General features: G+C 50.0%; 20 protein-coding genes. 16 read left to right on the forward strand and 4 right to left on the reverse strand.

Going from position 1 to position 26440, the window contains the following annotated elements:
• Positions 1-195: 195 nt before the first annotated feature.
• On the forward strand, positions 196-3579 hold the full coding sequence (locus tag BN1360_RS08415) for a discoidin domain-containing protein (RefSeq protein ID WP_229520923.1): 3384 nt from the start codon (positions 196-198) through the stop codon (positions 3577-3579).
• A gap of 93 nt (positions 3580-3672) precedes the next feature.
• Here the strand turns inward: BN1360_RS08415 and BN1360_RS08420 are convergent, their stop codons facing one another.
• From BN1360_RS08420 to BN1360_RS08430, 3 genes are all read right to left on the reverse strand, one after another.
• Positions 3673-4530 (reverse strand): sugar phosphate isomerase/epimerase family protein, encoded by an 858-nt coding sequence (locus BN1360_RS08420; RefSeq protein ID WP_068779420.1) that lies wholly within the window; start codon positions 4528-4530, stop codon positions 3673-3675.
• A 99-nt stretch (positions 4531-4629) separates the two neighbouring features.
• Positions 4630-5508, reverse strand: coding sequence for a sugar phosphate isomerase/epimerase family protein (locus BN1360_RS08425; RefSeq protein WP_068779421.1), 879 nt, complete (start codon positions 5506-5508; stop codon positions 4630-4632).
• Between the two features lie 131 nt (positions 5509-5639).
• On the reverse strand, positions 5640-6698 hold the full coding sequence (locus BN1360_RS08430) for a Gfo/Idh/MocA family protein (protein WP_068779422.1): 1059 nt from the start codon (positions 6696-6698) through the stop codon (positions 5640-5642).
• 132 nt (positions 6699-6830) lie between these two features.
• Here BN1360_RS08430 and BN1360_RS08435 point away from each other — a divergent pair, with 132 nt between their 5' ends.
• The 7 genes from BN1360_RS08435 to BN1360_RS08465 all read left to right on the forward strand — a co-directional run bounded on the left by BN1360_RS08435 (position 6831) and on the right by BN1360_RS08465 (position 14008).
• On the forward strand, positions 6831-7694 hold the full coding sequence (locus BN1360_RS08435; RefSeq protein ID WP_068779423.1) for a helix-turn-helix domain-containing protein: 864 nt from the start codon (positions 6831-6833) through the stop codon (positions 7692-7694).
• Between the two features lie 75 nt (positions 7695-7769).
• Positions 7770-8087 (forward strand): thioredoxin family protein, encoded by a 318-nt coding sequence (locus BN1360_RS08440; protein WP_229520925.1) that lies wholly within the window; start codon positions 7770-7772, stop codon positions 8085-8087.
• A gap of 146 nt (positions 8088-8233) precedes the next feature.
• Entirely contained in the window at positions 8234-9352 is a 1119-nt protein-coding gene (locus BN1360_RS08445) for a hypothetical protein (RefSeq protein WP_082789982.1), read from the forward strand.
• Between the two features lie 127 nt (positions 9353-9479).
• The gene (locus BN1360_RS08450) at positions 9480-10448 is read left to right on the forward strand and encodes an AAA family ATPase (RefSeq protein ID WP_068779424.1); all 969 of its coding nucleotides are present in this window, start codon (positions 9480-9482) and stop codon (positions 10446-10448) included.
• 9 nt (positions 10449-10457) lie between these two features.
• Positions 10458-11561 (forward strand): DUF58 domain-containing protein, encoded by a 1104-nt coding sequence (locus BN1360_RS08455; protein WP_068779486.1) that lies wholly within the window; start codon positions 10458-10460, stop codon positions 11559-11561.
• 107 nt (positions 11562-11668) lie between these two features.
• On the forward strand, positions 11669-12538 hold the full coding sequence (locus BN1360_RS08460) for a GNAT family N-acetyltransferase (RefSeq protein WP_068779425.1): 870 nt from the start codon (positions 11669-11671) through the stop codon (positions 12536-12538).
• A gap of 198 nt (positions 12539-12736) precedes the next feature.
• Complete coding sequence (locus tag BN1360_RS08465) at positions 12737-14008, forward strand: glycosyl hydrolase family 28-related protein (RefSeq protein ID WP_068779426.1); 1272 nt, start codon at positions 12737-12739, stop codon at positions 14006-14008.
• 62 nt (positions 14009-14070) lie between these two features.
• Here BN1360_RS08465 and BN1360_RS08470 read toward each other — a convergent pair whose 3' ends face one another.
• Positions 14071-15381, reverse strand: coding sequence for a right-handed parallel beta-helix repeat-containing protein (locus BN1360_RS08470; protein WP_068779427.1), 1311 nt, complete (start codon positions 15379-15381; stop codon positions 14071-14073).
• Between the two features lie 132 nt (positions 15382-15513).
• Between BN1360_RS08470 and BN1360_RS08475 the strand changes: the two genes are divergently transcribed.
• From BN1360_RS08475 to BN1360_RS08510, 8 genes are all read left to right on the forward strand, one after another.
• Positions 15514-16491 (forward strand): NAD-dependent epimerase/dehydratase family protein, encoded by a 978-nt coding sequence (locus tag BN1360_RS08475; RefSeq protein ID WP_069188310.1) that lies wholly within the window; start codon positions 15514-15516, stop codon positions 16489-16491.
• A 132-nt stretch (positions 16492-16623) separates the two neighbouring features.
• On the forward strand, positions 16624-17964 hold the full coding sequence (locus BN1360_RS08480; RefSeq protein ID WP_068779428.1) for a DUF4129 domain-containing protein: 1341 nt from the start codon (positions 16624-16626) through the stop codon (positions 17962-17964).
• Between the two features lie 205 nt (positions 17965-18169).
• Positions 18170-19162 carry an alpha/beta hydrolase gene (locus BN1360_RS08485; RefSeq protein WP_068779429.1) on the forward strand — a complete coding sequence of 331 codons (993 nt, stop codon included), beginning with the start codon at positions 18170-18172 and terminating at the stop codon, positions 19160-19162.
• A 216-nt stretch (positions 19163-19378) separates the two neighbouring features.
• Positions 19379-20173, forward strand: coding sequence for an alpha/beta hydrolase (locus BN1360_RS08490; protein WP_068779430.1), 795 nt, complete (start codon positions 19379-19381; stop codon positions 20171-20173).
• A 102-nt stretch (positions 20174-20275) separates the two neighbouring features.
• On the forward strand, positions 20276-22042 hold the full coding sequence (locus BN1360_RS08495) for a cache domain-containing sensor histidine kinase (RefSeq protein WP_068779431.1): 1767 nt from the start codon (positions 20276-20278) through the stop codon (positions 22040-22042).
• Positions 22043-22044: 2 nt separating this feature from the next.
• Entirely contained in the window at positions 22045-23679 is a 1635-nt protein-coding gene (locus tag BN1360_RS08500) for a response regulator (RefSeq protein WP_068779432.1), read from the forward strand.
• A 92-nt stretch (positions 23680-23771) separates the two neighbouring features.
• On the forward strand, positions 23772-25298 hold the full coding sequence (locus BN1360_RS08505) for an ABC transporter substrate-binding protein (RefSeq protein ID WP_068779433.1): 1527 nt from the start codon (positions 23772-23774) through the stop codon (positions 25296-25298).
• 198 nt (positions 25299-25496) lie between these two features.
• Positions 25497-26429 (forward strand): ABC transporter permease, encoded by a 933-nt coding sequence (locus BN1360_RS08510; protein WP_082789994.1) that lies wholly within the window; start codon positions 25497-25499, stop codon positions 26427-26429.
• The last annotated feature ends 11 nt before the right edge of the window (positions 26430-26440 follow it).

Below are 26440 nucleotides of genomic sequence, written 5' to 3' on the forward strand. Positions count from 1 at the left end.
AATTATAGTGCCGTCTAACCGTCTGGTGTACAGGCGGTTTTTTGCGATGTAAAGAGATGTATATTGTCAGCGAAAAAATCCCTGTTATAAGATAAAGGTGGATTATTCATCCATCTTTTTAAGGTAAAATGGTTTTTTCCTGCATCCATGTCAAGCAAAACTGTTTCATCAAATCCAAAAGCATATGGAGGGACTATGAAGAAAATCATTTGGAAGGCCATTTCAACCATGCTGGTGTTGGCTATGATGTTGGCACCTGTAGCTCCGTCGGCAACCGTCCATGCCCAGCCTGCTTCCAAGCAAGCTGTGAAGGGTTCGTCCTCGCAGACGAATCTGGCCTTGAACAAGCCGGTCTTCGCTTCGGGAAATGAAGTGGATGCTTTGAAGCCGGAGCTGGCTGTTGATGGGAAGGGGAATACCAGATGGTCATCCCCTTACAAGGATGATCAGTGGTTCTACGTGGACCTCGGTGCGAAGAAGGAGATCGACCGCGTCGTTATCCGTTGGCAGACGCCGGCGGAAAGCTACAAGATTTTCGTATCAGATGATGCCAAGCATTGGAAGAATGTAAGAGCGGACGGCGGCATCATCACAAGCAAGGGCGGCGTAGAGACGGTTGATTTTCCGCTGCTCAAGGCAAGATACGTAAAGTTCCAGGGGGTCAAGCGGGCTCCGGTTGAAGGCACGTTGTATGGGTACTCTTTTTATGAATTCGAAGTGTATCAATTGCATGATCTGCGGACCATTGTGGACAGCGTAACAGCTGCGCTTACGGTAGCTGCCGGACAGACGAAGCTTGATTGGTCTGCGGCCCATGTACCTGAAGATTATGAGGTTGCCTTATATGGCAGCGACCGACTGCCTGTAATTGATCTGGAAGGCAATATTCACGAGCCCTTAGTGGATGCCAAGGTCAATCTGCTCATCCAGGTTACGGATAAGAAAAATCCGGACCGCAAGCTGCTCTCCGAGAATATCCCCCTTATAGTTCCGGGACGGCATAAACAAACAGCGGATCGGAATGCCGAGCCTGACGTGATCCCCTCGCTGCGAGAATGGTACGGCAACAAGGGGGATTATACACTGACGAAGTCATCGCGGATCGTTGTGGATGCGAAGGACCAGGATATTCTGCAGAATGCCGCTGAATTGACGCGCCAGGATCTGCAGGATATTACCGGATTCGATCTTAAGGTTGAGTATGGAGAGCCGAAGAAAGGCGATCTGTACTTATCGATTGATCCTTCCCTGACATGGCTTGGCGATGAGGGGAATTTGTTCCGGGTTGAGGATTACGTCTCCATGACTTCATCTACTGCCCAAGGCGTCTTTTTCGGCACAAGAACGGCCTTGCAGATTATTAAGCAGCATCCGGATCGGACCATCCCGCGCGGCGAGGCAAGGGATTACCCCAAATACGAGCAGCGCGGGCTTATGATCGATGTGGCACGCAAATTCTATACGATGGACTTTCTGAAAAGTTATGTGAAGCTGCTGTCCTGGTACAAGATGAACACGTTCCAGATTCATTTGAACGATAGTGTTGGTACGCCATTCAAAGACGGCACAAGAGCCGCTTTCCGGCTGGAGAGCAGCACCTATCCAGGACTGGCTAGCTCAAACGGCCATTATACGAAGCAGGAATTCAAAGATTTGCAGCTCATGGGGGTGGAGTATGGCGTAAACATTATTCCGGAGATCGATACGCCGGGGCACTCCCGTGTATTTACTACTTATAACCCGGCATTGGGTAATCCGTCGTCAGGGGACGACAACATGCTTGATATCACCAAGCCGGAGACGGTTCAGTTCGTCAAGTCCTTGCTGGATGAATACTTGGACGGTAATGACCCGACCTTCATCGGGCCTGATATCAACATTGGCACGGATGAATATAATGGTGATACCGAGGTTTTCCGCGGGTACATGGATACCCTCATCAAGCATATTAACAGCAAAGGCAAACGCCCTCATTTATGGGGCGGACTGACGCAATATAACGGAATGACGCCGATCAGTACGGATGCCACGATGGATATCTGGCACGAACCTTATGGCGCTCCGCAGCAAGCGGTGGATCTTGGCTATGATGTCATCAATGCCCAGAACACTTATATGTACATCGTTCCGACCTTATACGGGAACTATCTGAATACCCAGTTCCTATATAATGAATGGGAGCCGGTCAAATGGGAGACAACGACGCTGCCACTCGGCCATCCCCACGTCAAAGGCGGCATGTTCTGCTTATGGAATGATGCTTCCGAAGTCAATGGACTGTCGATGGATGATTCACATGATCGTATGCTTCCGGGCATTCAGGTTGTAGCAGAGAAAATGTGGACCGGAACAAGGGATGACAGATCCTTCGAACGGTTCGAGCAGCGGAAGAAGAAGATCGGCGATGCGCCAAATGCCAATCTGTCGCATACGGTTGCCGTCAACAATGATGAGAACAGCGTTATACAATATTTGTTCGAAAAAGGTTTGGAGGATGCCTCCGGCAACCATTATGATGGCAACGGCGTGAATGTTGATATAACACAGGGAAAATATGAAAATGGCGTCCGGCTGAATGGGGGGAAAAGCTATATTGAAACTCCGATCGAAGCGGTTGGCTTTGACTGGACAGCCTCCATGTGGATTAAGCCCGATCCAGGCAACCCGGCCGATGCGGTTCTGATGGAATCCCCCGTAGGAACGCTGAAGCTGAAGCAGGGAAATACAGGCAAGCTGGGCTTTACGAAGGAGCATTATGACAGCACGTTTAACTACTCTGTTCCGGAGGGGAAATGGACGCACCTGACCTTCAAGGGCGACAATAAAGGTGTGACTTTATTTGTTAATATAGACGAGTATGTAGAACGGCTGGAAGAGACCTATCCTAAAATGAATACGCTTGTCCTGCCAACGCTCCGGATCGGCAGCGCAACGAACGCATTTAAGGGTGTATTGGATAATGTCATGATTTACAACAAGGCGATCGATTTGCAGAACAGCGATAATCTGGCCTTGCATCAAAAGGCGGAATCTTCCGCTACCGAATTTCCGTATTACTCGCCGGATATGGCGGTTGACGGGGATGTCTCCCCAACCTCCAGATGGTCCAGCGCTTATGTAGATGATGCCTGGTTTATGGTTGATTTGGGTGATACAAAGGATATCAGCAAGGTCATTATCCGCTGGCAAGCGGCTTATGCCGAGAAATTCAAGCTGCTGGTGTCCACGGACAAGACCCACTGGACCAGCGTATCCGGCGATAAAGACGGCGTGATCCAGTCCAAGGGCAATCTCGATATAATTACCTTTGATGCGAAGCAGGCGCGTTATGTTAAATTCCAGGGCGTGAAGCGGGCAACGGTGTTCGGCAATTCCTTCTTCGAATTCGAGGTATACGGTGCGGATCATATTCAGGAATATAAACAGCTTATTGCGAAAATGGAAGAACTTCTGCAGCAAATCGATAATAACGGCAAGCTGCATAAGCTATTGCTGCAGGTGTTGAATCGTTATCCGTATGACGTGAATCGCGAGCTGCGACCAATCCAAGATCTGATGAATACGGCTCAGACCAAATAAAAAAAGGGGCAGCCCTAAGTCGAACCCGCCGCCAAAGAGCTAACTTTGGAAAATACGGCGAGTCAACGACCGGGGCTGCCCCTTTCTCTATGACTACAGTTCGTTCCAGATACGCTTTACATTATCGAAGGCAATCTTCGCTCCGCGTCTGCAATCTTCCATACCCTCATATTCGATCGACAGGTATCCGTCGTAGCCCGAGCTCTTGACGATACCGAGCAGGGCCGGCACGTCGAGGTCTCCTTGTCCGGCAATGGCTCCGCGCAGGTAACGGCCTGCTGCACTCGGAAACCAGCCCTCTCCCGGGTTGCGGTCGGCAGGACGGATATAGAAGTCCTTCACATGCACCATGGAGGCGATGCTGATATTATTTTTGACCGCGCGGATCGGATCTTCATCAACACAGACGAAGTTGCCGATATCGAGCGTTGTTTTATAGTTGTCCCGGCCCACAGTATGCACCAGCGTTTGAACCCGGTCGCTGGCTTGAACGTAGTAGCCATGGTTCTCAACGCTAGTTGTAATGCCAAAGCCCTTGGCATAATCAGCGATTTTACGGCAGGCGTTTGCGATTCGCTCCAGATCGGAATTGAAGTTCACGATCGAGGTGTCAGGACGGGAAGCGACGTCATGGCGCATTAACTTAACGCCAAGCCGGTGAGCGACATCCACTTCCTTTAACACTCGCTCGATCTCAGCCTCGTAGGCCTCCTCCGTATCTGTAATAAAGTTGGCGCCGATGGCGTAGTTGGAAATCTCGATTCCTGCCTTTGCGGCACGTTCCACGATTTGATCTGCTAATTGAGGATTGTCTGCCAAGTTGAACCCCAGAGGAACGATCTCGATATGCTCGGCTCCAATCTCCTTTACCCAATCAATGACACTCAGTATATCCATAGCCCCTGCTTCCATGGCCTGATATAAACTATAAGAGCTAATTCCCAGTTTCATGACAAGTCACTCCTTTTGCTATAAGAGGTTGTTCGAGTCTCTAGCCTCATCCAACCTTCCCGTTGCTGAAAACCGAACTTTTTGAACTCGCATTATAATCTAGTTGCGGTAAGCTTTAATGAACTTAACAGCCTTCTCGATGTCCGCGGCAGGGTTATCTCCGACTTCTCTCTCGATCGTCAGGTAGCCTTTATAGCCGATCTCCTGCAGAGCGGCGAAGTAGGCAGGGAAATCCACTTTGCCTTCCCCGAGCGGAACTTCTTCGAAGGCAGCACCGGAGCTGGCCATTTCGGCAATCTTCTGATGATCCATAGCATCATAGCCAAGATAGCCATAGACGTCCTTAGGATTGACAGGACGGAGACGATGTCCGTCTTTGACATGCGTATGCACGATGTAATCCTTGAGCGTCTTGACGCCTTCTACCGGGTCGTCCCCTGTGACCATAACCATATTGGCAGGGTCAAAGTTGACGGAGACGCCGCGGGTGCTAAGCGTGTCCAAGAAGCTCTTCAGATGGGCTGCCGGTTCGGGCCCGGTCTCGATAGCGAAGTAAGCGTTCAAGCTGTTCGCATAGACGCCCAGCTCTTCACAGGCTTCTTGCATTGCCGTGTAAATTGGTCCATTGCGATCTTCCGGGACAATCCCGATATGAGTGGTCACCACGTTGGTGCCGAGGTCCATAGCCAGGTCGAGAATTCTTTTCGATTTCTCGACTTTTGCCGGGTTGGCGGCTGCATCCTGGAAGCCATGTCCGGCCAGATCACCGCAAAGCGCCGAGATCTCCAGCCCCAGGTCTGCGATATATTGACGCAATTCCTTACGTTGGGCTGGACTAAGCTGATCCGGGTCCATCTCGCCCGATACCGCGTAGATTTGTACGCCTTCCGCCCCAACTTCCTTTGCTTTCTTCAAGCCTTCACGAACGCCGATTCCGAAGCTGTCTACAATAACACCGATTTTGTTCGTCAATTTCACCTGGATTCACACTCCTTGATATTTGTAGGCTGCCGAAGGCATCAGAACGACCAGCCGAGCTTTATTCTCTTGTGTTGCTCACAGCAGGACTCGTTCTGATGCTTGAGCGAAAATCAAAACACTCTATGAACTTAGAATTGAATTTCTTTTCCTTCTGCGGCCGATTGATAGATGGCATTCAGAATTTGAATCAGTTGAGTTCCATCCTCTACAGGGCAGATCGTCTCGGTGTTCCCCAGACAGCATTCTACAAAATGGTCCACTTCACGGTTGAAAGCCCCTTGGAAGTCGAATCCTGGATATGTGATCTGCGGATCGATATTAATCATCGTATTATGTCGCTCGGTGGTGATCTTCAGCTGTGGTTCAAGCTCTGCGCCGCCTTTATCGCCGTAGATGCTGATCGATTGCGAATCCTGTGTCGCATGGAGATTGAAGCTGACATCAACCATCAGGGAAGCTCCATTCTCAAAGCGGATCAAGGTGTTGGCCATATCTTCAACCGTGTTATGGGAAGCATCATAGTCCGCTGCTTTATAGAAATCATAGTTCAGAACATTGGAGCGGTTGCCTACCTTGCGATACGTATTACCAGTAACCGATTTAACCTTTGGTTTGCCCATCAGGTACCAGCATAGGTCTATAACGTGTACGCCGATATCGATCAGCGGCCCACCGCCGGAGCGTTCAATATCGGAGAACCAGCCACCGGGATTGCCAATTCTGCGGATCAAGCTGGCTTTGGCAAAATAAACTTCACCCAGATCGCCGGCATCGATGAACCGTTTCAGTACTTCAATATTGGAAGCATGGCGGCGGACATAGCCGACCTGCAGCGTCTTGCCAGTGCGATGTACGGCTTCCTGTACGCGAAGAGCCTCGTCTACAGTTTTGCAGAGCGGCTTCTCGCAGAGTACATTCTTACCGGCTTCAAGAGCCGCGATGCTGATCTCTGCATGGGAATTGTTCCAGGTACAAATGCTGACAGCGTCTATTTCCGAGTTAGCCAACAGATCGCGATAATCGGTATAGACATGAGGTACATTATACTTTTCTGCTGCTTTTTTAGCCCGTTCCTCGTTCAGATCACAAACAGCATATAGCTGGACATGAGGATTTGCTTGATAGGCGTTCAAATGACATTCAGAGATGGAGCCGCAGCCGATGAGACCGATTTTTACCTGTTTCATTGTTTACGCTTACATCCTTTCATCCCCGCAGCGAATTTGCTACAATATTATGTACTTCATTCACAGCGGCATGGTTTATTTGTTCAATTACCTACAATCTATCATAAGAATTTGTAAGGGAGAATGTTCAGGATGACAAAATATATGGATTATATGATCAGCCCATACCCGATTCGCACCTATGAGCCGCTCGTGGATCCAAGCAAGCTAAAACTTAAATCATTGGCCTTCCATAGCGCTGGGCATTTGCCCGGGAGGACGCTGCAAAGAATGAATTCTGTATTCGCTCATTGGGCGTTTGTCATGATAACGGGCGGAGAGGGATTTTATCAAGTTAATGAGGGAGAAAGGCAGAAAGTAGTCCCCGGCTCCTGGTTTTGTCTGTATCCCGGGGCTGTATTTAGTTATGGTCCCCATCAAGGGGGCTTCTGGGATGAATACTATTTCACAGTATACGGCGAACGGGTTGATGAATGGCTGCAGAATTGGCTCAATAACCCTGAACAGGTGAAGCACGGTGTTGCTGATGAGGCATTGCTGCACCGGATGGAGATGATGCTTATGCTGATTGACAGCAACCAGCCGGGCAACCTGGACAGGGCAGCCATGATGCTGGAGCTGTTCTTGTACGAGCTTGTGGTGCAGATTGAGCAGACCCAGGCCGGCCACCGCGGGACATTGACGCTAAAAGTTATTGAAGACCTTGCCCGTTCTGTCTATGTGCAGCAGAAGCCGGAGGATATTGCAGACCGCCATCATATATCCGTATCTACACTGCGGCGAATTGTCCACGAGTACAGCGGCTATCCGCTCAATGAATTTATTCATCGGCTAAAAATTGCCGAGGCGAAAAATCAACTGTTGAACACGGAAAGGAGCGTAAAGGAGCTTGCCGAGGCGTTAGGATATCAAGACATGTTCTATTTCTCCCGTGTGTTTAAGAGGGTCACTGGAATATCGCCGAGCAGTTACCGCAAGCGGGGTGGCAGCAGCTAAGCTCTGCTACGGGCAAAATCACGAGAACGAATTGGGCAATTGGATCTTCATAATGTTCTTTAAGGAGTTACTAATATGGCTATGGCACTGCAGGAGATTTCAGCAAAAGAACTGAGGGGTAGATGGGAGCAGGCCGGTTCCAGAGAGGCGGTACTGTTCTATACACCACTTTGTGGGACTTGTAAGCTTGCGGAGAGAATGCTGGGGATTGTTCTTGAAGCCGGCGGAACGATTCCTGTATCTAAAATAAATATCAACTATGCGCCAGGTTTGGCGCAGGATTGGGAAGTCTCCAGTGTGCCGGCTTTGATCATCTTTCAGGCGGGCTTTCTGGTGCAGAAGCAATATGCTCTTCATTCCGTTGTGGATCTGCAGCGATGGCTGAAGCTGTGATCCAGCTATGCGCAGGTTCTGCCGGTCAGTTCAAGCAAACCTGCGATGCCTATAGGTAGAGCTTCATCTCGGGTTCCTTGTCGCGAATTTTTCCGGAAGTCATAGGCTAACACACAGTCGTAACCTGATGCATAAAGTGTAGGGTATTGATTTTCGGCAAAGAGAAAGGGGCAGAACTGGAAATGGCAGAGCAGGATCTTCATTATTTTATGCGGGGAAATACAGCGCAAGGATTAGTCAGCTTGGCGGATTCGGTATTTCAGGGACTCAGCACCATTTACGTGCTGCAAGGCTTTCCTGGGGGAACGGAGGCGATGATGGGGCGGATTGCAGCGGCATTAGAGCAGCGCGGCTTCAACCTGCATAGAATTCATCAGCCTCTGGACCACGAATCCCTGGAGGGGATTATCGTTACGAATCTGTCGTTTGGGATCGTCGATGGGGATGCCTGGTCGGCAGATGCGGAGCCGGCCGGAGCGGACATCAGATATATCGACCTTTGTTCCGTACTTGATACAGGTAAGCTGGAGGCTTCTTCCGAAGAGATTGAACGATTGCAGGGGCAGATCGACATAGCTTATGAGCAGGCATATGATACGTTTTTAAAGACGCTGCGTATTCATGATGAATGGGAGAAGATTTTTATTGATCATCTGGACCGCGAGGCGATGAATACGCTGGCAACCGAATGGTCGGAGCAGTATTTACAACCTGTAAGAGCGGGCAAAAAGTCGCAAATCGTCCATCGCTTCCTCGGTGCGGCGACCTGGAGAGGAGCTATCGATTTCGTGCCTAATCTGACAGATCGTTTACAGACACGCATTTATGTAAAGGGTCGTCCGGGTTCCGGCAAATCGACTCTATTTAAAAGTCTGGCTGCTTCCGCTGAGCAGAAGGGCATTGATACGGAAATCTATCATTGCGGCTTTGATCCGAATAGCCTGGATATGCTGATCTTCCCGGAGCTGGGGGTTGCTATATTCGACAGTACGGCTCCCCATGAGCACTTCCCGGTGCGCGAAGGAGATCAGATCCTCGATGTATATCAGCTCGCGATCGCCGAAGGGACGGATGAGAAGTTTGCAGATGCCGTTCTAACGTTTAAGAACCGTTATTCCACTTCCATGAAGCAATCGATCGCTTATTTGGCCGAGGCGAAGGAGCTGCGCGACCAGCTTCAGGATATTTATCAGGAAGCTGCAGCCGAGGGCAGTTTGCTCCCGCTGGAGCGTACCATCCTAAGCGGCATCGAAGCCAGAGTGTAAGCCCAATATTCATCGGAAGGCCCGCTATAATCGCAGCGGGCTTTTTGGTATGATATATAGAAGAAAAAATTTACATAACTAAACTATTCTATTGTAATCCTAATCTAGTTATTAAGGCGGTGGAACTATGGACTTGCAGGAAGCGGTATCGATATCGAAGCGAATTCATACCAATATTAGTGAAGTGATCGTGGGGAAGGAAGAGGTCATTGAGTTGTTGCTGTCCTCTCTGTTCGGCAATGGACATGTGTTGTTGGAGGATGTGCCCGGCACGGGCAAGACATTGCTGGCCAAGGCTTTGGCCCGTTCCCTGGACGGGCAGTTCAAGAGAATCCAATTTACTCCTGATTTATTGCCCTCTGATCTAAGCGGGATTAATTTCTATAATCAGAAGACAAGTGAATTTGAATTCAGGCCGGGACCTGTGTTCACGGAGGTGCTGCTGGCGGACGAGATTAACCGGGCGACGCCGCGAACCCAATCCAGCCTGCTGGAATGTATGGAGGAGCGCCAGGTGACGATAGACGGTCTGACCCATGAGCTGTCCAGTCCGTTTTTCGTAATGGCCACACAGAACCCGGTCGATAATCAAGGGACATTTCCACTTCCTGAGGCGCAGCTTGACCGCTTTCTGATGCGGATTGAGGTCGGTTACCCTACGCATGAGGAAGGCGTGGATATTCTGCAACGCTTCCAGGTGAAGAATCCGCTGGAAGAGCTTATTCCGGTAGCTGCAGGTGCCGAGGTCGCTGCTGTCCAGCGCTTTGTGGCAGGAATCAGCGTGTCTAAGGATTTGCTGGGCTATATCGTTCGCATTGCGGAGGCAACGCGGAAGCATCCTGATGTGAGGCTTGGTGCCAGCCCGCGCGCCAGTACTGCTCTGATGCGTGCCGCGCAGGGAATCGCTTTGCTGCAAGGCCGGGATTATGTAACTCCGGACGATATCAAGCGAGTTGCCGAGCCGGTGCTGGCCCATCGATTACTCGTTCGCCACGGACTCCGTCCGGATGATCGACAAAGCGATGTTATCGTGCGGCAAGTGCTCGGCGAAGTGGAGGTTCCTGCGGAGGATGTACTGACAGGAAGAGGGAAGTAGGTGGTTGACATGCAATTAACCTGGTTAATTGTTAGCGCTTCCGTTCTAATCGGATTGTTGGCCATGATTTATCAACGCAGGGCGATGCGAGGGTTGAGCTATACGCGCTACTTCACCAAGGACGCCGTATTCGAAGGGGATACGGTGGAAATGGTGGAGGTGATCTCCAACGCGAAATGGCTGCCGCTGCCTTGGCTGCGGCTGGAGTCGAGCATTCAATCCGGGCTCCGGTTTGGGGATCAGGCCAACCTGGACATCTACTCCGGGGACATCTATCAGAATCATATCAGTCTGTTCTATCTTCGTTCGTATCGTCGAATTAAGAGACATCATCAGGTTATATGCTCGCGGCGCGGCCTCTTCCATCTGGATTCGGCTACGCTGACGACAGGTGATCCGCTTGGTCTGATCTCCAAGGCGCAGAAATTTCCGCTGAATCTGGAGCTGCTTGTATATCCGCAAATCCTAGATTTGCAGGAGCTGCCGCTGCCAAATCATAGCTGGATTGGAGAGCTTGCTGTACGACGCTGGATCGTGGAGGATCCGTTCTTGACTTCGGGAATTCGCGAATATCGCCCCGGCGACGCTATGGGATCGATCAATTGGAAGGCGACGGCACGTACCGGTGCGCTGCAGGTTCATAAGCGCGATTATACAGCTGATCATCGGCTTATGATTTGTCTTAATCTGGAGGACAGCGATACGATGTGGCGAAATATTAATGACCCGGCCCGGATAGAACGGGGCATCAGATACGCTGCTACGGTGGCCGATCAAGCGCTGCGCAGCGGGGTCGAGACGGGATTGATCTGCAATGGCCATCTGATCTATGGCCCCAGAGAATCGGTCAGAATTGAACCTTCTGCGGCAGCCGATCAGTTTGAACTCTTGCTGTCAACGCTGGCCAGGCTTGTTCTGGATCGGACCGTCTCGATGTCGACCCTGCTGGAGGAGTTGTTGAACGAAAATCCGGTGGATACCGATTATTTGCTGATCTCCTGTCATCAGGGCGAGAAGCTGAGGATGGCCGCCGACCAGCTGCTGCAGCGGGGGAACGGTGTCGAATGGATGGAGATTCCCGAGATAGGGAAGGAAGTGCCGGCGGTTTCATAACTTGAGGAAGGGAGCTTGGGAGCAGGTTGCTAATGCCGCATGAATGATGCGGTGCTATTCCTACAGGCTCAACCGAGATCAGTGACTTTTTAATAGGAGGTAAGGGGATGCTCCAATATTATCGCGGTACAGAACAGGACAGGAAAGTATTGTTCTCCGCTTTTCAAGCTGGATTCGTCGACTATGTCGTGAAGCTTGACCTTACCATGGAACAGTTTTTCGCCCACCTCTTCGATCAGGAAGGAAATGCGCGAGAGCATTCTTTTGTCGCGATGTCCGGGAGTGAAGCAGTTGGCATCATACTTGGAGGGATCAAGCTGTATGAAGGGATCCGGACGATGCGCTGCGGTGCGCTTGCCGTCCGTCCTGATTTGCGTGGACATGGGATAAGCAAGGAGTTGTTGCGGCTGCATCATCAGGAGGCCGTTGATCAAGGCTGCCGTCAGTTATATTTAGAGGTCATTCAGGGGAATGATCGGGCGATAGCCTTCTATAACCGACATGGATATCAGAGGCTGTATGATTTGTCTTATTATACGCTGACCAACTTATCCGGCTTGACTGCAGCAACGCAAATGGAGGCCTCAGGTCATGGCATGGCCAATATCGCACAGCTTGACAGTCATCGGTTCGTGGAGGCAGTCCAAGGCCGGGAATATTTCCATCTGAATTGGCAAAATGATCTCGATTATATTTGTCGCTCGGACAAATATGTATTTTATGGGGCTTTGATAAAAGGCAATCCCGCCGCTGTTATGGCTATTACCCGTCAGGGGCGGATCAGCTTGTTGATGGTTGACAAGAACGAGCGGGGACGCGGAATAGCCCCAATGCTGCTGAACAGCGCCGTTCGTGAATTAGCTTTAACACGGCTCCAGATATCGTTCTCCAATAATGCCGGATTGCATGGATTCCTGCAGCATTTAGGATTTCAGAGGGATCCGATCCAGCAGTACGAGATGTACCGATTTCTCTAAAATATGGATAGCAATCCTGCCCAATTGTGGCTGAAAACGAGCTAATGTCAAATAATCTCCACAATAGTTAGGCCAACCTGCAGGTCAGATGCCGATTGTTCCATTTTATCTCCCGTTATTAAATAAAGCTAAAGATATGTTCGCGGCTCAATATGCAGCAGTGCTCGTTATTACGTGTATTAGCGGGAGGAGATTAACGTGATTGACGTAAAAAGAGCAGGGGCGCGGGGAGATGGAAAGACGGATGATACGGCAGTCATTCAGAGAGCACTGCAGCAGGCAGCCCAAAGCAAGGATACGGTTTATTTCCCGGACGGGGTGTATATCATTGACCCGGCCAGGACACTGTCGATAGGGACGAATACTTCCATTATCGGCAATGGCAAGACATCGGTCATTAAGGCCGCTTCCAGCGGGTTCGGCTGGGATATGATCCGGGTACAGGGAAGCAATATCAATATTAACAACGTATCGCTGGATGGGAATAATCGCGTGAATCGGGTGCTGGCTATAGGCGGGGGCAGCTCTAATATTGTGATTAACAACTCCTCTGTAGCCAATGCTACGCACAGTACCGATAGAAAAAGCGATTATTACGCCGGGGTGGTGTCCGGAATCGTAATCTATGGCAATACGAATTCGATTACAATCTCAAACACGGAGATTTATAACATTTCAGCTATTAATGTCTCTCAAGGAAGTCTGATCGCAAGGGGAATCTTCGTGACGACGACATGGGGCAGTACGGAGAAGATCGGCAAGAAAATATTAATATCGGGCTGCTATATCCACCATATTAGTCCGGCGGATGACGGGGATGGCATTTATTACGAGGACCCGGCGATGGATAATAACCAAGGTGAGAATACCGGAAGTGTGATTGCCAACAACCGCTTCACTTATTGCAGTAAAAGAGCGATCAAGGTCTATGCTCTGGGGATGCAAGTCCAGAGCAATCAAATTGAGAATCCGTTCCTGAATAACAACTATTATAAAGGCACGAAGAAAGGCACGCTTGCCCCTGATATGTATTCGGCAATAAGCATCTATGGAAGCAACAATGTGGTTGTGAATAATATCATTAGCGGGGTTGGCAGCTTCTACGCCGCGATTGAGGTAAGTGCCGGCGATCTGATCGAGAACACATTGATCCAGGGCAATTCGATCAGTATGGGGGACAGGAGCAGTATCGCGGGGACTACGGCGATTCGCTTGGGAAATATTCGCGGCTTCCAGCTGCTGAACAACAATATCAGCAACGGGGAGAGAGGCGTCTGGACATGGCAGAATGCCGATCAGGGAGTGATCCAGGGCAACTCTATTGTCGTGAGGAAAGGCACGGGAATTGATCTTACTACGTATCTAAGCGGATATGTACAGAAGAATATTACCTGTATTGGCAACAATATCACGGCGGGCAAAGCGAAGATCGTCATTCCGCCCAGAGCGATAAATATTGTCGTCAAATAAATGGATAGTTGCCTTCTAATGACATGATTCTGAAAAAAGAAGCACCTGTCTCCCTAATTATTCTATTTAGGGTTGGCAGGTGTTGTTTTGTTTGTATTATCAGCTGCATCATTGTCGGTTAACATGCTCTCAAGACCATGGTTATCATACTCCGCATGCTGACCTATGACATGAATGGATGTTCCTGCATGCCGAATGATGTTGCCGCGAACGCTAGAGCGATTCAAAGCTCCAAGGCGAATTCCTGTCGTCATTTCCTCCGCTTGCTCCGTTTGTTCTCCATCGATCCGATTGTTCTCAATCACGATCCGGTCCAGATTTTCAAAATCTGCTTCAATCGCAGCATAATAGCTCCCTATGCCATCAATGAGATTTCCGCTGACGGTGACATGGCTGGCATAAATCGAGATGGCCGAATACATATCCTGCGATAGAGGTTGATCGGGGTCAAATAAATAATGATTATTCCCTGAATAAGGGTTAGTGATGTGGTTGTTCTGCACGACGACTCCGGGAGCGGATATTTTGATCCCTCTTTTGGCGGCATGATGAATCCGGTTGTTCTCAATGATCGACCCGGACAGCTCCGCCGGATTAGGGGGGACATCGAAGAAGATGCCGTCTGCATCCTCGCGTGGAGCAATATGTGAGATCTCGTTGCCAGAGATGGTTACACGCCTGGCTGGAGACGCACCTGATCCGTTCCAGACCATGATCCCCCGGGCAACCGGCTGCAAGTGCCTCGCGCTGATGTCCGTGATAAGCGAGGTGAGCACCTTAATGTCCTCAGTATCGCCGTAGATCATGATGCCGGAGACGACCGCCGAATAGAGCGGGCTTTGCGGATCGGCTGCTTGTCTCATATTTCGAATGACCGAGTTGGCGATCGTGACGTCCGCTGACCCGGGATGAATACCGATGCCGCGGATGAAGCGGCCTGATCCATCCAGATCGATACCATCAACAAGCACATCTGGACCAGAGATGCGGATTGCTTCATATCCAAAGGCTTCTGAAGGCGGGACGCTAAATTTTAATACAGGCTTGTCTTCTCCAATAAGGCGGGTTTTGCTGGATAGCTCAAGCGGGGCCCTCACATTAAGCAGATAGGTTCCTGCAGGAACTATGATCCGCGTCGGGCCTCTGCGTCCGACAGCCTGATGAAGAACGCGAATGAATACAGCGCTGTCGTCACGGATACCGTCTCCATGGGCTCCAGCCTGCTTAATATTAATGGTTGTACTGCGATAAGGAGAGACTATAGCAAGAACGGCAATGGCCGAAAGAGCAAAGAGCAACAAGTATATTAAAAACCTTGATTTATATAAATTTCGCTTCAGTAAGGGGCCTCTCCGGTATATTTTAAATGTCATAATTACTAATCTCCTTCGCCTATCTATAAAAGATTGAATCTGAACTATGAATATGTGGGTAAAGCATAATTTAATCCTCTCATTCATAAAGTGTTGAGACGGATTTTATGAAGAATGGGAGAGTAGAAGAAGATGAAGGTGTTAGTTACCGGGGGAGCAGGGTTCATTGGCCGCCACACTGTAAGCCAGTTGCTCGAACAGGGGTATCAGGTCATTGTAGTCGATCAGCGGCGAGGCGATCATAAGCTGCCCTATGACCAGTCGGTTACCTACTATGAGGCCGATATTGTGTCGGAAGAGCTGGAGCAAATTTTCGCCAAGGAGGAGCCCGATTATTGTATTCATCTGGCCGCCCAGGTTAGCGTGCCCCGCTCCTTCGAGAATCCTCATCTGGATGCTGAAGTGAATATTGTGGGGACGATTAATGTTCTTCGCATGTGTGTCCGGTACAAGGTGAGGAAAATGGTGTTTGCCTCTTCGGCAGCGGTATACGGGAACCCCGGTATTTATCCGATCGAGGAAAAATGTGATCTTAACCCGCAATCTTTCTATGGGTTGTCGAAATATGCAGCAGAGAGTTATATCCGTTCATTTTCGGAGCAGTATCATCTTGATTATACTATTCTTCGCTATGCGAATGTATATGGAGTGCGTGAGCATCGAACCGGTCAGGACGGTGTGGTGACGGCTTTTATTGAGCGGATGGCCGGAGGAATGCCGATGATTATATATGGTGATGGGCACCAGACCCGGGATTTCGTCTATGTTCGGGATGTAGCCTTTGCGAATACACTAGCGCTGGGCGCTGGTTCACAACAGATTTTCAACATAAGCAGTGGGGTAGGGCTTTCCCTGCTGGAGCTAAGTGGAATCTTGCAGCAGCTATGCGAGCATAGCCTTTCCGTTCAATTTATGCCTCAGAAGTCGGGGGATATCGATCGCAGTATACTGAGTAATGAGAAGGCCAGGAACCTGCTTGGCTGGTCCCCGTCGTACTCACTGGAAGAGGGGCTGCGGGCCATGACCGTGCATGAGTATGGGACCAGGAAGAAGAGAGGGCAGCCATTTGCGCCGAGTCTTCAGGATTATAGTAAAATTACAGCGATTTAGTATCCGGGGCTCTTCCTCATATGAGGCAGAGCCCTATGTCATTGTTTGGAAGTCCATAGCTGTGCTATGATTTAGCTTGAAGAACCCATTTGACGCCAATAGGATGGCAATGACGATGGAGGGCATTTCTAAATGCAAAACACGGGTAACGCTTACATTACAAAAACATTGAAATTATGCTTGTCCTGCCTGGGTGAGATGGTCGTGCTAATGCCGATCTACCTTGCCGGAATTATTGTATTAAGTCCGCAGTATCTGCCCTTAGGCTGGCTGGTGATCCTGCCGTTTGTTTCTTTTCTCGGGGCAGCGGTTCGCAGCTATGTCCCTGTATTGTGGAAAAAGCTTGGAGCCGCTATTCTGATCGGCGCGCTTGGTGCGGCTGTCTTTTTATTAAATGGGACAGCGGTCTTCTCTCCCTTGGTCGGGTTCTGTGCGGCGCTATTTGCGTTGCAAGGTATGACCGCCACCGCTCGAGCCGGTTTGGCCAAGCTGTACTGGTATGGGGTTGCGCTGTATTTTGTAGCCGGGATCGCCTATTCCCGCCTCGCTCTGCTGCGCGGAGAGCTTGGCCTGATCACTTGGTTTGGGGTAGGCTGCCTGGCGATTGCATTGTTCATTACCAATCATGAATACTTGCGTTATACAACGTTGTCCGACCATTCTCCACTGCCAAGGGGCTTGCGTCGACATAATAGGCTTTTTATAGTTATTATCCTCGGACTTGTCGTCTTGCTGGCTGCGGGAGCCGGGCGTTGGATCGGTAATCTGCTATTGAACCTCGTAAGATATATTGTCGCTTGGCTCACGCGCTCACCCGGAGAGCCAAAGGAGCTGGAACCGGAGGAGGTTCACGAGCCGCCGGCGATGTTCTTCCCGGGGGAAGTGCAGAAACCGGGTTTGCTATCCCAGATTCTGGATATCCTTTTCTATGTAATCGGCGGAGCCGTGATCGCAGCTATAATTGGCTTTGCGCTCTACTGGTTATATAAAAACGCCGGAGGTTTCTGGAAGCGCAGCATCGACCGCATACTTGCCTTGTTGCGCAGACAGGACCTGAGCGGGGAGAAAAAGGGATACCGTGACGAGGAGACCTCGATCTTCTCCTGGGAAGAGAGAAAGCAGAGATTGGGCAATTGGCGGACGGCCTTGTCCCGGTTCGGACGACGTCAGGAGCGTTATGAGGATATGCATAGCAATCAGGAGAGAGTACGTTTCTTGTATCGGCGTTACCTCTTAGCCAGGCGCAGCGAAGGCTGCGAATTAAAGCCTGGGCTTACTCCGCTGGAAATGGCTCGGGATATGCTGCGCCATCATGATAATGAGAAGAAGGATCAACGAGGGAAGCCTGGGCAGCAGGCGACTCACAAGTTCGCTGTAGAGCCGTTAGTCACGCTTTATTACCGGGTCAGGTACGGTGGGCAGGAGCCTGATGATCGAGAAGTGGCCGATATAAAACGGATGCTGAATTTATGAGGATAAAACCTGGGAGGCGCTACGGCCTACGGGAATAGGAGAGAGGCGATTTGTTCGTTCATGCTGGGACGAAGAGATCGCCTTTTTTGTGTGGAAATTCTATAAAGTCGTAAAACGACAAGGATTGGGTCGGATAAATAGCAGACATCCTTGCCCTAAAAGCATAAAATATGGACACTATGAACAAGCAGGAGGGAAGCAAGAGATGAAACTGGTCAGGTGGGGCGTTCTCGCTCTTGTTGTGCTATTACTTGGAATTTTTCTCCTCCTCAATATTTCTCCCGCTCCATTTATTTATTGGTTTCGTCATCAACCGGACCCGGGGCCGGCCATTGCACCCGACAATTACGAAGAATATGAAGCGCGGGTCGAAGTACAAAGCGATTTGACATATCCCTCAAAATTCAAGTCCAATACGCTGGATATTTACTATCCCAAGGAGAGCAAGGGGAAAAATCCAACCCTCTTATGGGCTCACGGCGGTGCGTTCGTGACTGGGGACAAGTCGGGAACGGCATATTGGTGCACTATGATGGCGAGCCAGGGATATACCGTGGTTAGCATCAACTACGAAGTGGCCCCCGAAGTGAAATATCCTGCTCCCATCATTCAATTCGGCGAGGTATATGAATACCTGAATGCGATTGCCCCGCAATTATCTGCCTTGGACCTGGATCGCCTGGTCATAGGTGGGGATTCCGCCGGAGCCCAAATAGCCTCCCAGTTTTTGGCTGTACAGACCCATCCCAAGTTAGCAAAAAGCATGGGTATAACGCCGGTTATTGCCAAGGATCAGCTTAAGGCGGCCGTGCTCTATTGCGGTCCTTATAATGTGAAGAGATTAGCGGATGTGACAGGAAGACTGGAGAACTTCTTTCTCAAGCAAATCGGGTGGGCTTATATCGGCGAGCGGAATTGGAGAGAGGGAGCAAAAGCCGAGCAAGCGTCCACAGTGAATTATGTGACGCGCGACTATCCGCCCACCTTTATTACGGACGGAAATACAGGTTCTTTCGAGAAGCATGGCCGGGAGTTGGAACAGAAGCTGAAGTTGCAGGGAGTTCCCGTGACATCCCTGTTTTATTCATTAGATCATGGGGCGGTTTCCCATGAATATCAATTTAAGCTGGACTCTGCAGAGGCCCGGGAATGCTTTGATCTGACGCTCTCCTTTCTGGCGGAGCATTTGAAGGATTAAGCCGGAAGGTGCAAACCCCACTTCGCTTGCCCTCAATCAAGGACATTAAAGGGCACTTCCCTAAGCTTGTACAAAGGAACAAGCGGGCGCTGCACCGCGTGCACAGATTCAGCATGTCTGGACAGCCAGGTGCAGGTGAATTGGTATAACAGCGGAGGGCTGCGCCAAGCCGGTTTGTGTTGATCGATTCACTGATAATTTTAAGGAGGGATTTTTATGGCTTATCTTCAATGCCGATTTTTTTCGGAGGTGCTGGGAATCACGACGTCGATGTCGGTTATTTTGCCTGAACCCGGGTTTTCCCAGACAGGCAGGGCGGAAACTGCCCAGACCGTACTTTACCCGGTGTTATATTTGCTTCATGGCATGTCGGATGATGACAGCACTTGGGTGCGCCACACATCGATCGAACGGTATGCATCCTCGATGGGGCTGATCGTTGTTATGCCGCAGGCGGGTTTGAGCTTCTATACGGATATGGCCGAAGGCCCTCGTTACTGGACCTTTATCAGCGAGGAGCTGCCGCAGGTTTGCCGCTCTTTCTTTCCGATTTCGAACCGGCGGGAGGATACCTTTGCAGCGGGGTTATCGATGGGAGGTTACGGAGCCTTTAAGCTTGCTATGCGCAAACCCGATCAATTCTGTGCGGCGGCCAGCCTGTCGGGGGCATTAAACGTTGCCCGCAACTTTTTTGAAGAAGGGGCCGGAGAGGCACAGGCGGTGGCTTTGTTTCGGCGGATTTTTGGTCCGGATGGCCCCAAGGGGACACACAATGATCTGCTGGCGCTGCTCGAAGAGCTGGAGCATCGGGAGGAGCCAATGCCTCATCTCTATCAATGCTGCGGTACCGAAGATTTCCTTCATCCCGACAATCTGCTCTTTCGCGATGCTTGCCTCACTGCCGGGCTCCCGTTGACGTATGAAGAAAGCCCGGGCTCGCACGATTGGGCTTACTGGGATGCTAAAATTCAAGATGTGCTGACCTGGCTCCCGCTAAAAAATAAAGGGTAGGCTATAGGTATCAAGCAAAGGAGCCTCGAAGTGACGGGTTGCGTTCTTGTTCTGTACGAGTATGATTTGAAATAGTCACTTCCGAGGAGAGGAGCCCACACCATGATCCGTCGTCTAGCTGCAATTCACTGGAACTCCATCCGCGTTAAGCTGGTACTTGGCCTTTTGGGCGTTGCGGTTCCATTAATGTCACTGCTGATTTATATGAGCTATTACAGCGTGAATGTCATTCATAATCAGGTGGCAGTGTCGAATAAGAATCTGATTTCCATCCAAATGCGGCAGATTGACAGCCAGCTATCGGAAATCGAGCGCCATCTGGTGAGCCTGGCCAGTTCGGAAGTCGGCGTGCTGAAGCTGAAAGATGCCGTGCCGGACAACGAATACATGATGGCCAAAAGTGATGTATTCCGCAAGCTGACCTCCGATTTGGCCGTCTACCCTTATATTGACGGTCTTTTCGTCTATTCCCTTCCGCATCAGGAATTTGTTGAAGCCTATAAGGATGCCAAGGGATTATTTACATATGCAAGCTTGATGGAGATGAGGCAGAATCTGCAGGAGAAAATCGGGCAGGAGGGCCGTTCCTTTGTCTTTAATCCCGAGTGGCAGCTACAAGAAATCCAGGGCTCCTACTACGCGGTTCAAATCCTTCGTGATGGCAATCTATGCCTGGGTTCATGGGTTTCTTTGAAGACCTTGATGTCGCCCTTATCGATGTTGGATACCGGTGACACGGGCGCGATGCTGTTTGTGGATGAGCGGGGGAATCCGCTGTACACCACCCAGACTTTGCAGGATAAGCACCTCGATTTCACGCAGGGATTCCAAACCTATTATATGTCTGGTGAAAACAAAAACTATCTTGTGGTCGGAGAAACCTCAGGAAAGATCAATTTAAGTATGGCTGCCGTTATCCCTGACAAATTGACGCTGCAGAACATGCCTTATCTGAAGAAGATGGTAGGCTGGTTCTCTGCCTTTGCGCTTCTGCTTCTTCCGGTAAGCTTGTGGTTTCTGAGGAAAGTTCTGCTCTTGCCGCTCCAAAAAATGGTTCGATTAATGCGCCGGATCGCCGAGGGGAATTTCAACTTGCGAATGGAGAGCGTTCCGTCCGCCTCGGAAGAATTCCAGCTCGTATACTCTACCTTCGACCAGATGATTTCGCGGATCGAAGAGCTGAAAATTCATGTCTATGAAGAGCAGATAAGCAAACAAAGGAGCGAATTGAAGCAGCTTCAGCTTCAGATAAACCCGCATTTCTTTATGAATTCTTTAAATATTTTATATCATTTGGCGCAGGTCAAGCAGTATGGGCTCATTCAGGAAATGACGCTTTGTCTGGTTCATTATTTCCGGTATCTGTTTCAGAGCAACAACCAGCCTTTGGTCATGCTGAGGGACGAATTGCAGCATATCCGGAACTATTTGCACATTCAGGAGCTTCGTCTGCCGGGTCAATTTAAAAGTGAAATACAGGTGCCCGATTATTTGCTGGATACGGCTGTTCCGCCGCTGATGCTGCAAACCTTTGTCGAAAATACAATCAAGCATGCGGTTCGCGCGGAGGAGCCCACTTTGCTCGTTATCGAGGCGGTGCTGGATGACCTTGCCGAGGAACCGATGGTGTGCATGACAATCCGGGATACCGGCAAAGGATTTCCCGATGAAGTGCTGGAAGAAATCCGCATAGGCAAGAGCTGGATGGGCGGCAAGGACCACGTTGGCCTCTGGAACGTACGTGAAAGGCTGCGTTTGCAGTATGGCGATAGAGCTGCCATAGAATGCTATAACGATGATCCGCAAGGTGCGGTGGTAGAGCTGATTATTCCCTTGAGACCGGATCGGGACGGAAAGGAGTTGCCATAGGCATGCATCAATTATTGATTGTGGATGACGAAGCGATTGCCGTAGAGAGCCTAAAATCGGGAGTGAACTGGTCGACATTGGGAATTTCCCAAGTGTTTACCGCGTGCAATGCCCAGTCGGCCCAGGAGGTCATACGTCATGAAGCTATAGACCTGTTGGTTTGCGATATCGAGATGCCGCAGGGCAGCGGACTGGATCTGCTTAAATGGGTGCGCAATTACAATCCGGCGATCGAGGCTATTTTTCTGACCTGTCATGCGGACTTTCAATATGCCAAGCAGGCCATTCAGCTGGGAAGCTTCGATTATTTGCTTAAGCCGGTTCCGTTTTCCGAGTTGGAGGCGGTTGTAGGAAAGGCGATTGAGAAGCTTGAACAGGAAAGCAAGTTAAATGAATTCAGCCGGTTCGGAAAGTATTGGGTGCAGCATCAGCCATTGCTGGTTGAGCGGTTCTGGCTCGATATTCTTAATCAGTCGATCCCGAGTCATTCGCTGGCCATTCGCAAAGCAGCGGAAGAACGCAATATTCCTTATTCGGACGAAATGAGCTTTCTGCCTTTGCTGATACAGATAAGAAGATGGGAGAGGCCGGTGACGCTAAGGGACGAGAAGATCGTAGAATATGCCATTCGCAAGTCGGCGGAGGAGCTCCTTCAGGAACAGGGGGGCCAATGCATTCTCGTATCCGTTGAACCCGGGCGGCTGCTGCTTTTGCTAAATGGAGACGATTACAGCGCAAAGAGCGCCCGAGGTCTGAAGAAGCGCTGTGAAGCTTATATCGATGCCTGCAGGCGATATTTCTATGCCAGTGTATCCAGCTATATCGGCAAAGCGGTGCATGGGGACCAAATTGCATTCATGTATTTACGGTTATCCAAAATGAATGAGAATAATGTGGCCTATGATCAGGATGTCTTTTTACTGGATGAAGAGCTCTCGCCTCCCGCCAATCAGCACCTGCTTCCGGATATGAGCCTGTGGGCGGTTTTGCTTAAAGAAGGAGCCTATGAGCGGGTTTTGGCAGCGGCCAAGGCCTACATTGAAGCCCAGGTCCAGGACAATCAGTTAACCTCAAGCCTGCTCTATCAATTCATTCAGGATTTTCAGCAGATGGTCTATTACGTTTTGCAAATCAAGGGAATTCAGGCGCACCGATTGTTTGGAGATCCGGAATCCCTGGACCTGTATGCCAGATCGGTCCAGTCAGCGACCAATTCCCTGGCGTGGATGCAGCATTTAATCGGGAAGGCGGCCGATTTCACTTCCTCCATGGAGCATTCCCCCAGCGTCGTAGAGAAAGTTAAAGAGTATATCCAGCAGCATCTATCCGAGGATTTATCGAGAGAAGATATCGCCAGTCAGGTCTATTTAAATCCGGATTATTTAACCCGAATTTTCAAGAAAGAGACCGGGATGTCGATCTCGGATTATTTATTACAGCAGCGGCTGAATATCGCTGCAAGCTTGCTGGCCAACACCGGCCTCTCCGTCAGTTCGATCGCCGCGCAGATCGGGTATGCCAATTTCTCGCATTTTTCCCGCATGTTCAAGAAGTATTATGACAAAAGTCCTCTGGAGTACAGGCAGGAAAACTCGGGCCAGCAGGGGAACTCCCAGGCGGGGAAGTCGTCAAAGTGACAATGGAAAGTCGTCATTTGAGCAGAAGTAACTTCCGGAGCCTCGTACAATAAAGATCGAGCTTCAAAATAACTGATAAGTGGGGGTTACAGATGAAAAGGTCATCTCTAAAGATTATCTCGCTACTTCTGGTCTGTATGGTAGTACTGTCGGCTTGCGGCGGCCCTTCGAACCGCTCGAACAGCAGCAACGGCGGAAATGAAGGCGCTGACAAAAGTGCTAAACTTGAGGAATTGACGGTTGTTCTTCCTGTGGCAGGAACGATTTCAAAGGATTTGCAAATGGTGGAAGATGCGATTAATACAATAGCCATGGAGAAGATTCACGCGAAGGTAAAGTTCCTGCATATCTCCTTTGGGGACTGGGAACAGCAGACAAATCTGATGTATGCCGGCAATGAAAAAATGGACTTAATCTGGATCTCGGGCAGCAACTACACGAATCTTGTGGCCAAAGGCCAACTGCAAGCGATGGATGATCTTTTTGCGGATCACGGGCAGGGAATCACTGCGGCCATCGACCAAAGTTATCTGGGTGCCACGAAGATCGGAGGCAAGACGTATGCCGTTCCGACAGTGCGCGATTTTGCCTCTTCGACCGGTGTAAATATGAATAAAGCGCTCGTCGACAAGTACCGGATCGATGTGAATGGCATTAAATCGCTGGACGACCTTGAGCAAGTGCTCCGTACGGTAAAAGAAGGTGAAGGGCCTGAAATGTACCCGCTGGTACCGGGTGCGAACGGCCGTACCTTTCTGGATGATCTGAACAATTTCGATGCTTTGAGCGACTCGATCGGGGTACTCCCGAACTATGATAATGGTCTGAAGGTTGTGAACTACTACGAATCTCAAGAATATGCGGACTTCCTGAACAAAATTCGCGGCTGGTTTATGGACGGTTTGATTCCCAAGGATGTCGCCACAAGCCAGACCTCCCGGGTTGATTTGATCAAAGCGAATAAGGCGTTTGCTTATTCGGCCAAGCTGAATCCGGTTTCGAAGGTAACGGAGACGGCGCTGGTTGGCCAGGAAATGGAGCCGGCCGAAATCTATCCCGCTGTAGCAACTACCAGCTCCGTCACCGGTTCGATGTGGGCCATTCCGGTTAATTCCACGATCCCGGATAAAGCGATGGATTTCCTGAATTTGATGTACTCCGATAAGGATGTTGTCAACCTTTATGATTGGGGGATCGAAGGCACGCACTATGTGAAGGTGGATGGCATGGATAACGTCATCGCTTATCCGGAGGGCGTGGACAAAGCCGACCTTGGTTACAGCATGCCAATGGGTTGGATGTTCGGTAATCAATTCCTGTCCTATGTTCAACAAGGGAATGACCCGGAAGTCTGGACCAAGATGAAGGCGTTCAACGATGGCGCTGGCCGTTCCAAGGCACTGGGCTTCCTGTTTGATGCCACGCCGGTGAAGACGGAGTATGCAGCGGTGACGAACGTAATTACGCAATATAAAATTCCGTTGGAGACGGGCAGCGTGGATCCTGCCAAGATTTTGCCGGAGTTCATTTCCAAGCTGAAATCGGCCGGGATCGACAAGATTATTGCAGAGAAACAAAAGCAATTGGACGAGTGGGCGCAAGCCAACGGCGTCAACTGATCGCACGATAAATGACCTCTATGGAGAGGGCTATCTTAAAGTGATTATCACTTCCAAGATAGCCCTTTTTTGTCGCTGCGGATCATGTCGGGAAAGATCAAGCAGGAAGTCGCTTGAGCGGTAGTTGCCGAAAGTTGGATTCCGTAGAATTAACGATATATTCGGCATATAGCCTTAGAAGGGGGAAGTGCGGTGGCCATAACCAAACAAACACACCGTAAGGGGCGGAGAGGCATTCTTAAGTATACTCCGCTGTACATCATGATGTTGCCGGGGTTAGTCTACCTGATCATCAACAATTATCTGCCGCTGTTCGGGCTGAGTATTGCTTTTAAGGATGTTGACTACCGGAAGGGGATTTGGAACAGCGATTGGATCGGTTTCCGAAACTTCGAATATCTGTTTAAAACATCGGATGCCTGGATGATTACCAGAAACACGCTTCTGTACAACACGGTGTTTATCATTCTCGGTCTGATTGTATCGATCGGCATAGCTATTTTACTGAATGAGATCCGGAATAAGTTTTTTGCGCGTTTCTATCAAAGTGTAATTATTCTACCCTACCTGATCTCCATCATCATTGTCAGCTATCTGGTGTATGCCATGTTCAGCGTAAATACGGGGATGGTGAATAATACAATTCTGCCGGCGCTGGGCCTGGATCCGATTTCATGGTACTCCGAGCCGAAGTATTGGCCGTTTATTTTGACCTTCGTTCATGTTTGGAAAGGGGCCGGTTACTCCTGCATCGTGTACCTGGCTGCCATTATCGGCATCGATCCGGAGTATTATGAAGCGGCCAAGCTGGACGGGGCCTCCAAATGGGTGCAAATCCGCAAGATTACGCTTCCGATGATTATGCCGGTCATCATGATTCTGACATTGCTCGGGATTGGCCGGATCTTCTATTCCGACTTCGGTTTGTTCTATCAAGTACCGATGAACTCCGGCGCATTGTATTCAACGACCAATGTCATTGATACGTATGTCTTCCGCGGGCTCATGCAGCTGGGTGACATCGGCATGTCTTCGGCAGCCGGCTTCTATCAGTCTTTAGTAGGTTTTGTGCTGGTGCTGGGCTCTAACTACATCGTCCGCAAAATCGATAAAGACAATGCGTTGTTCTAAGGAGTGAGTGA

The organism is Paenibacillus sp. GM2 (genome assembly GCF_900069005.2).
Lineage (GTDB): Bacteria > Bacillota > Bacilli > Paenibacillales > Paenibacillaceae > Fontibacillus.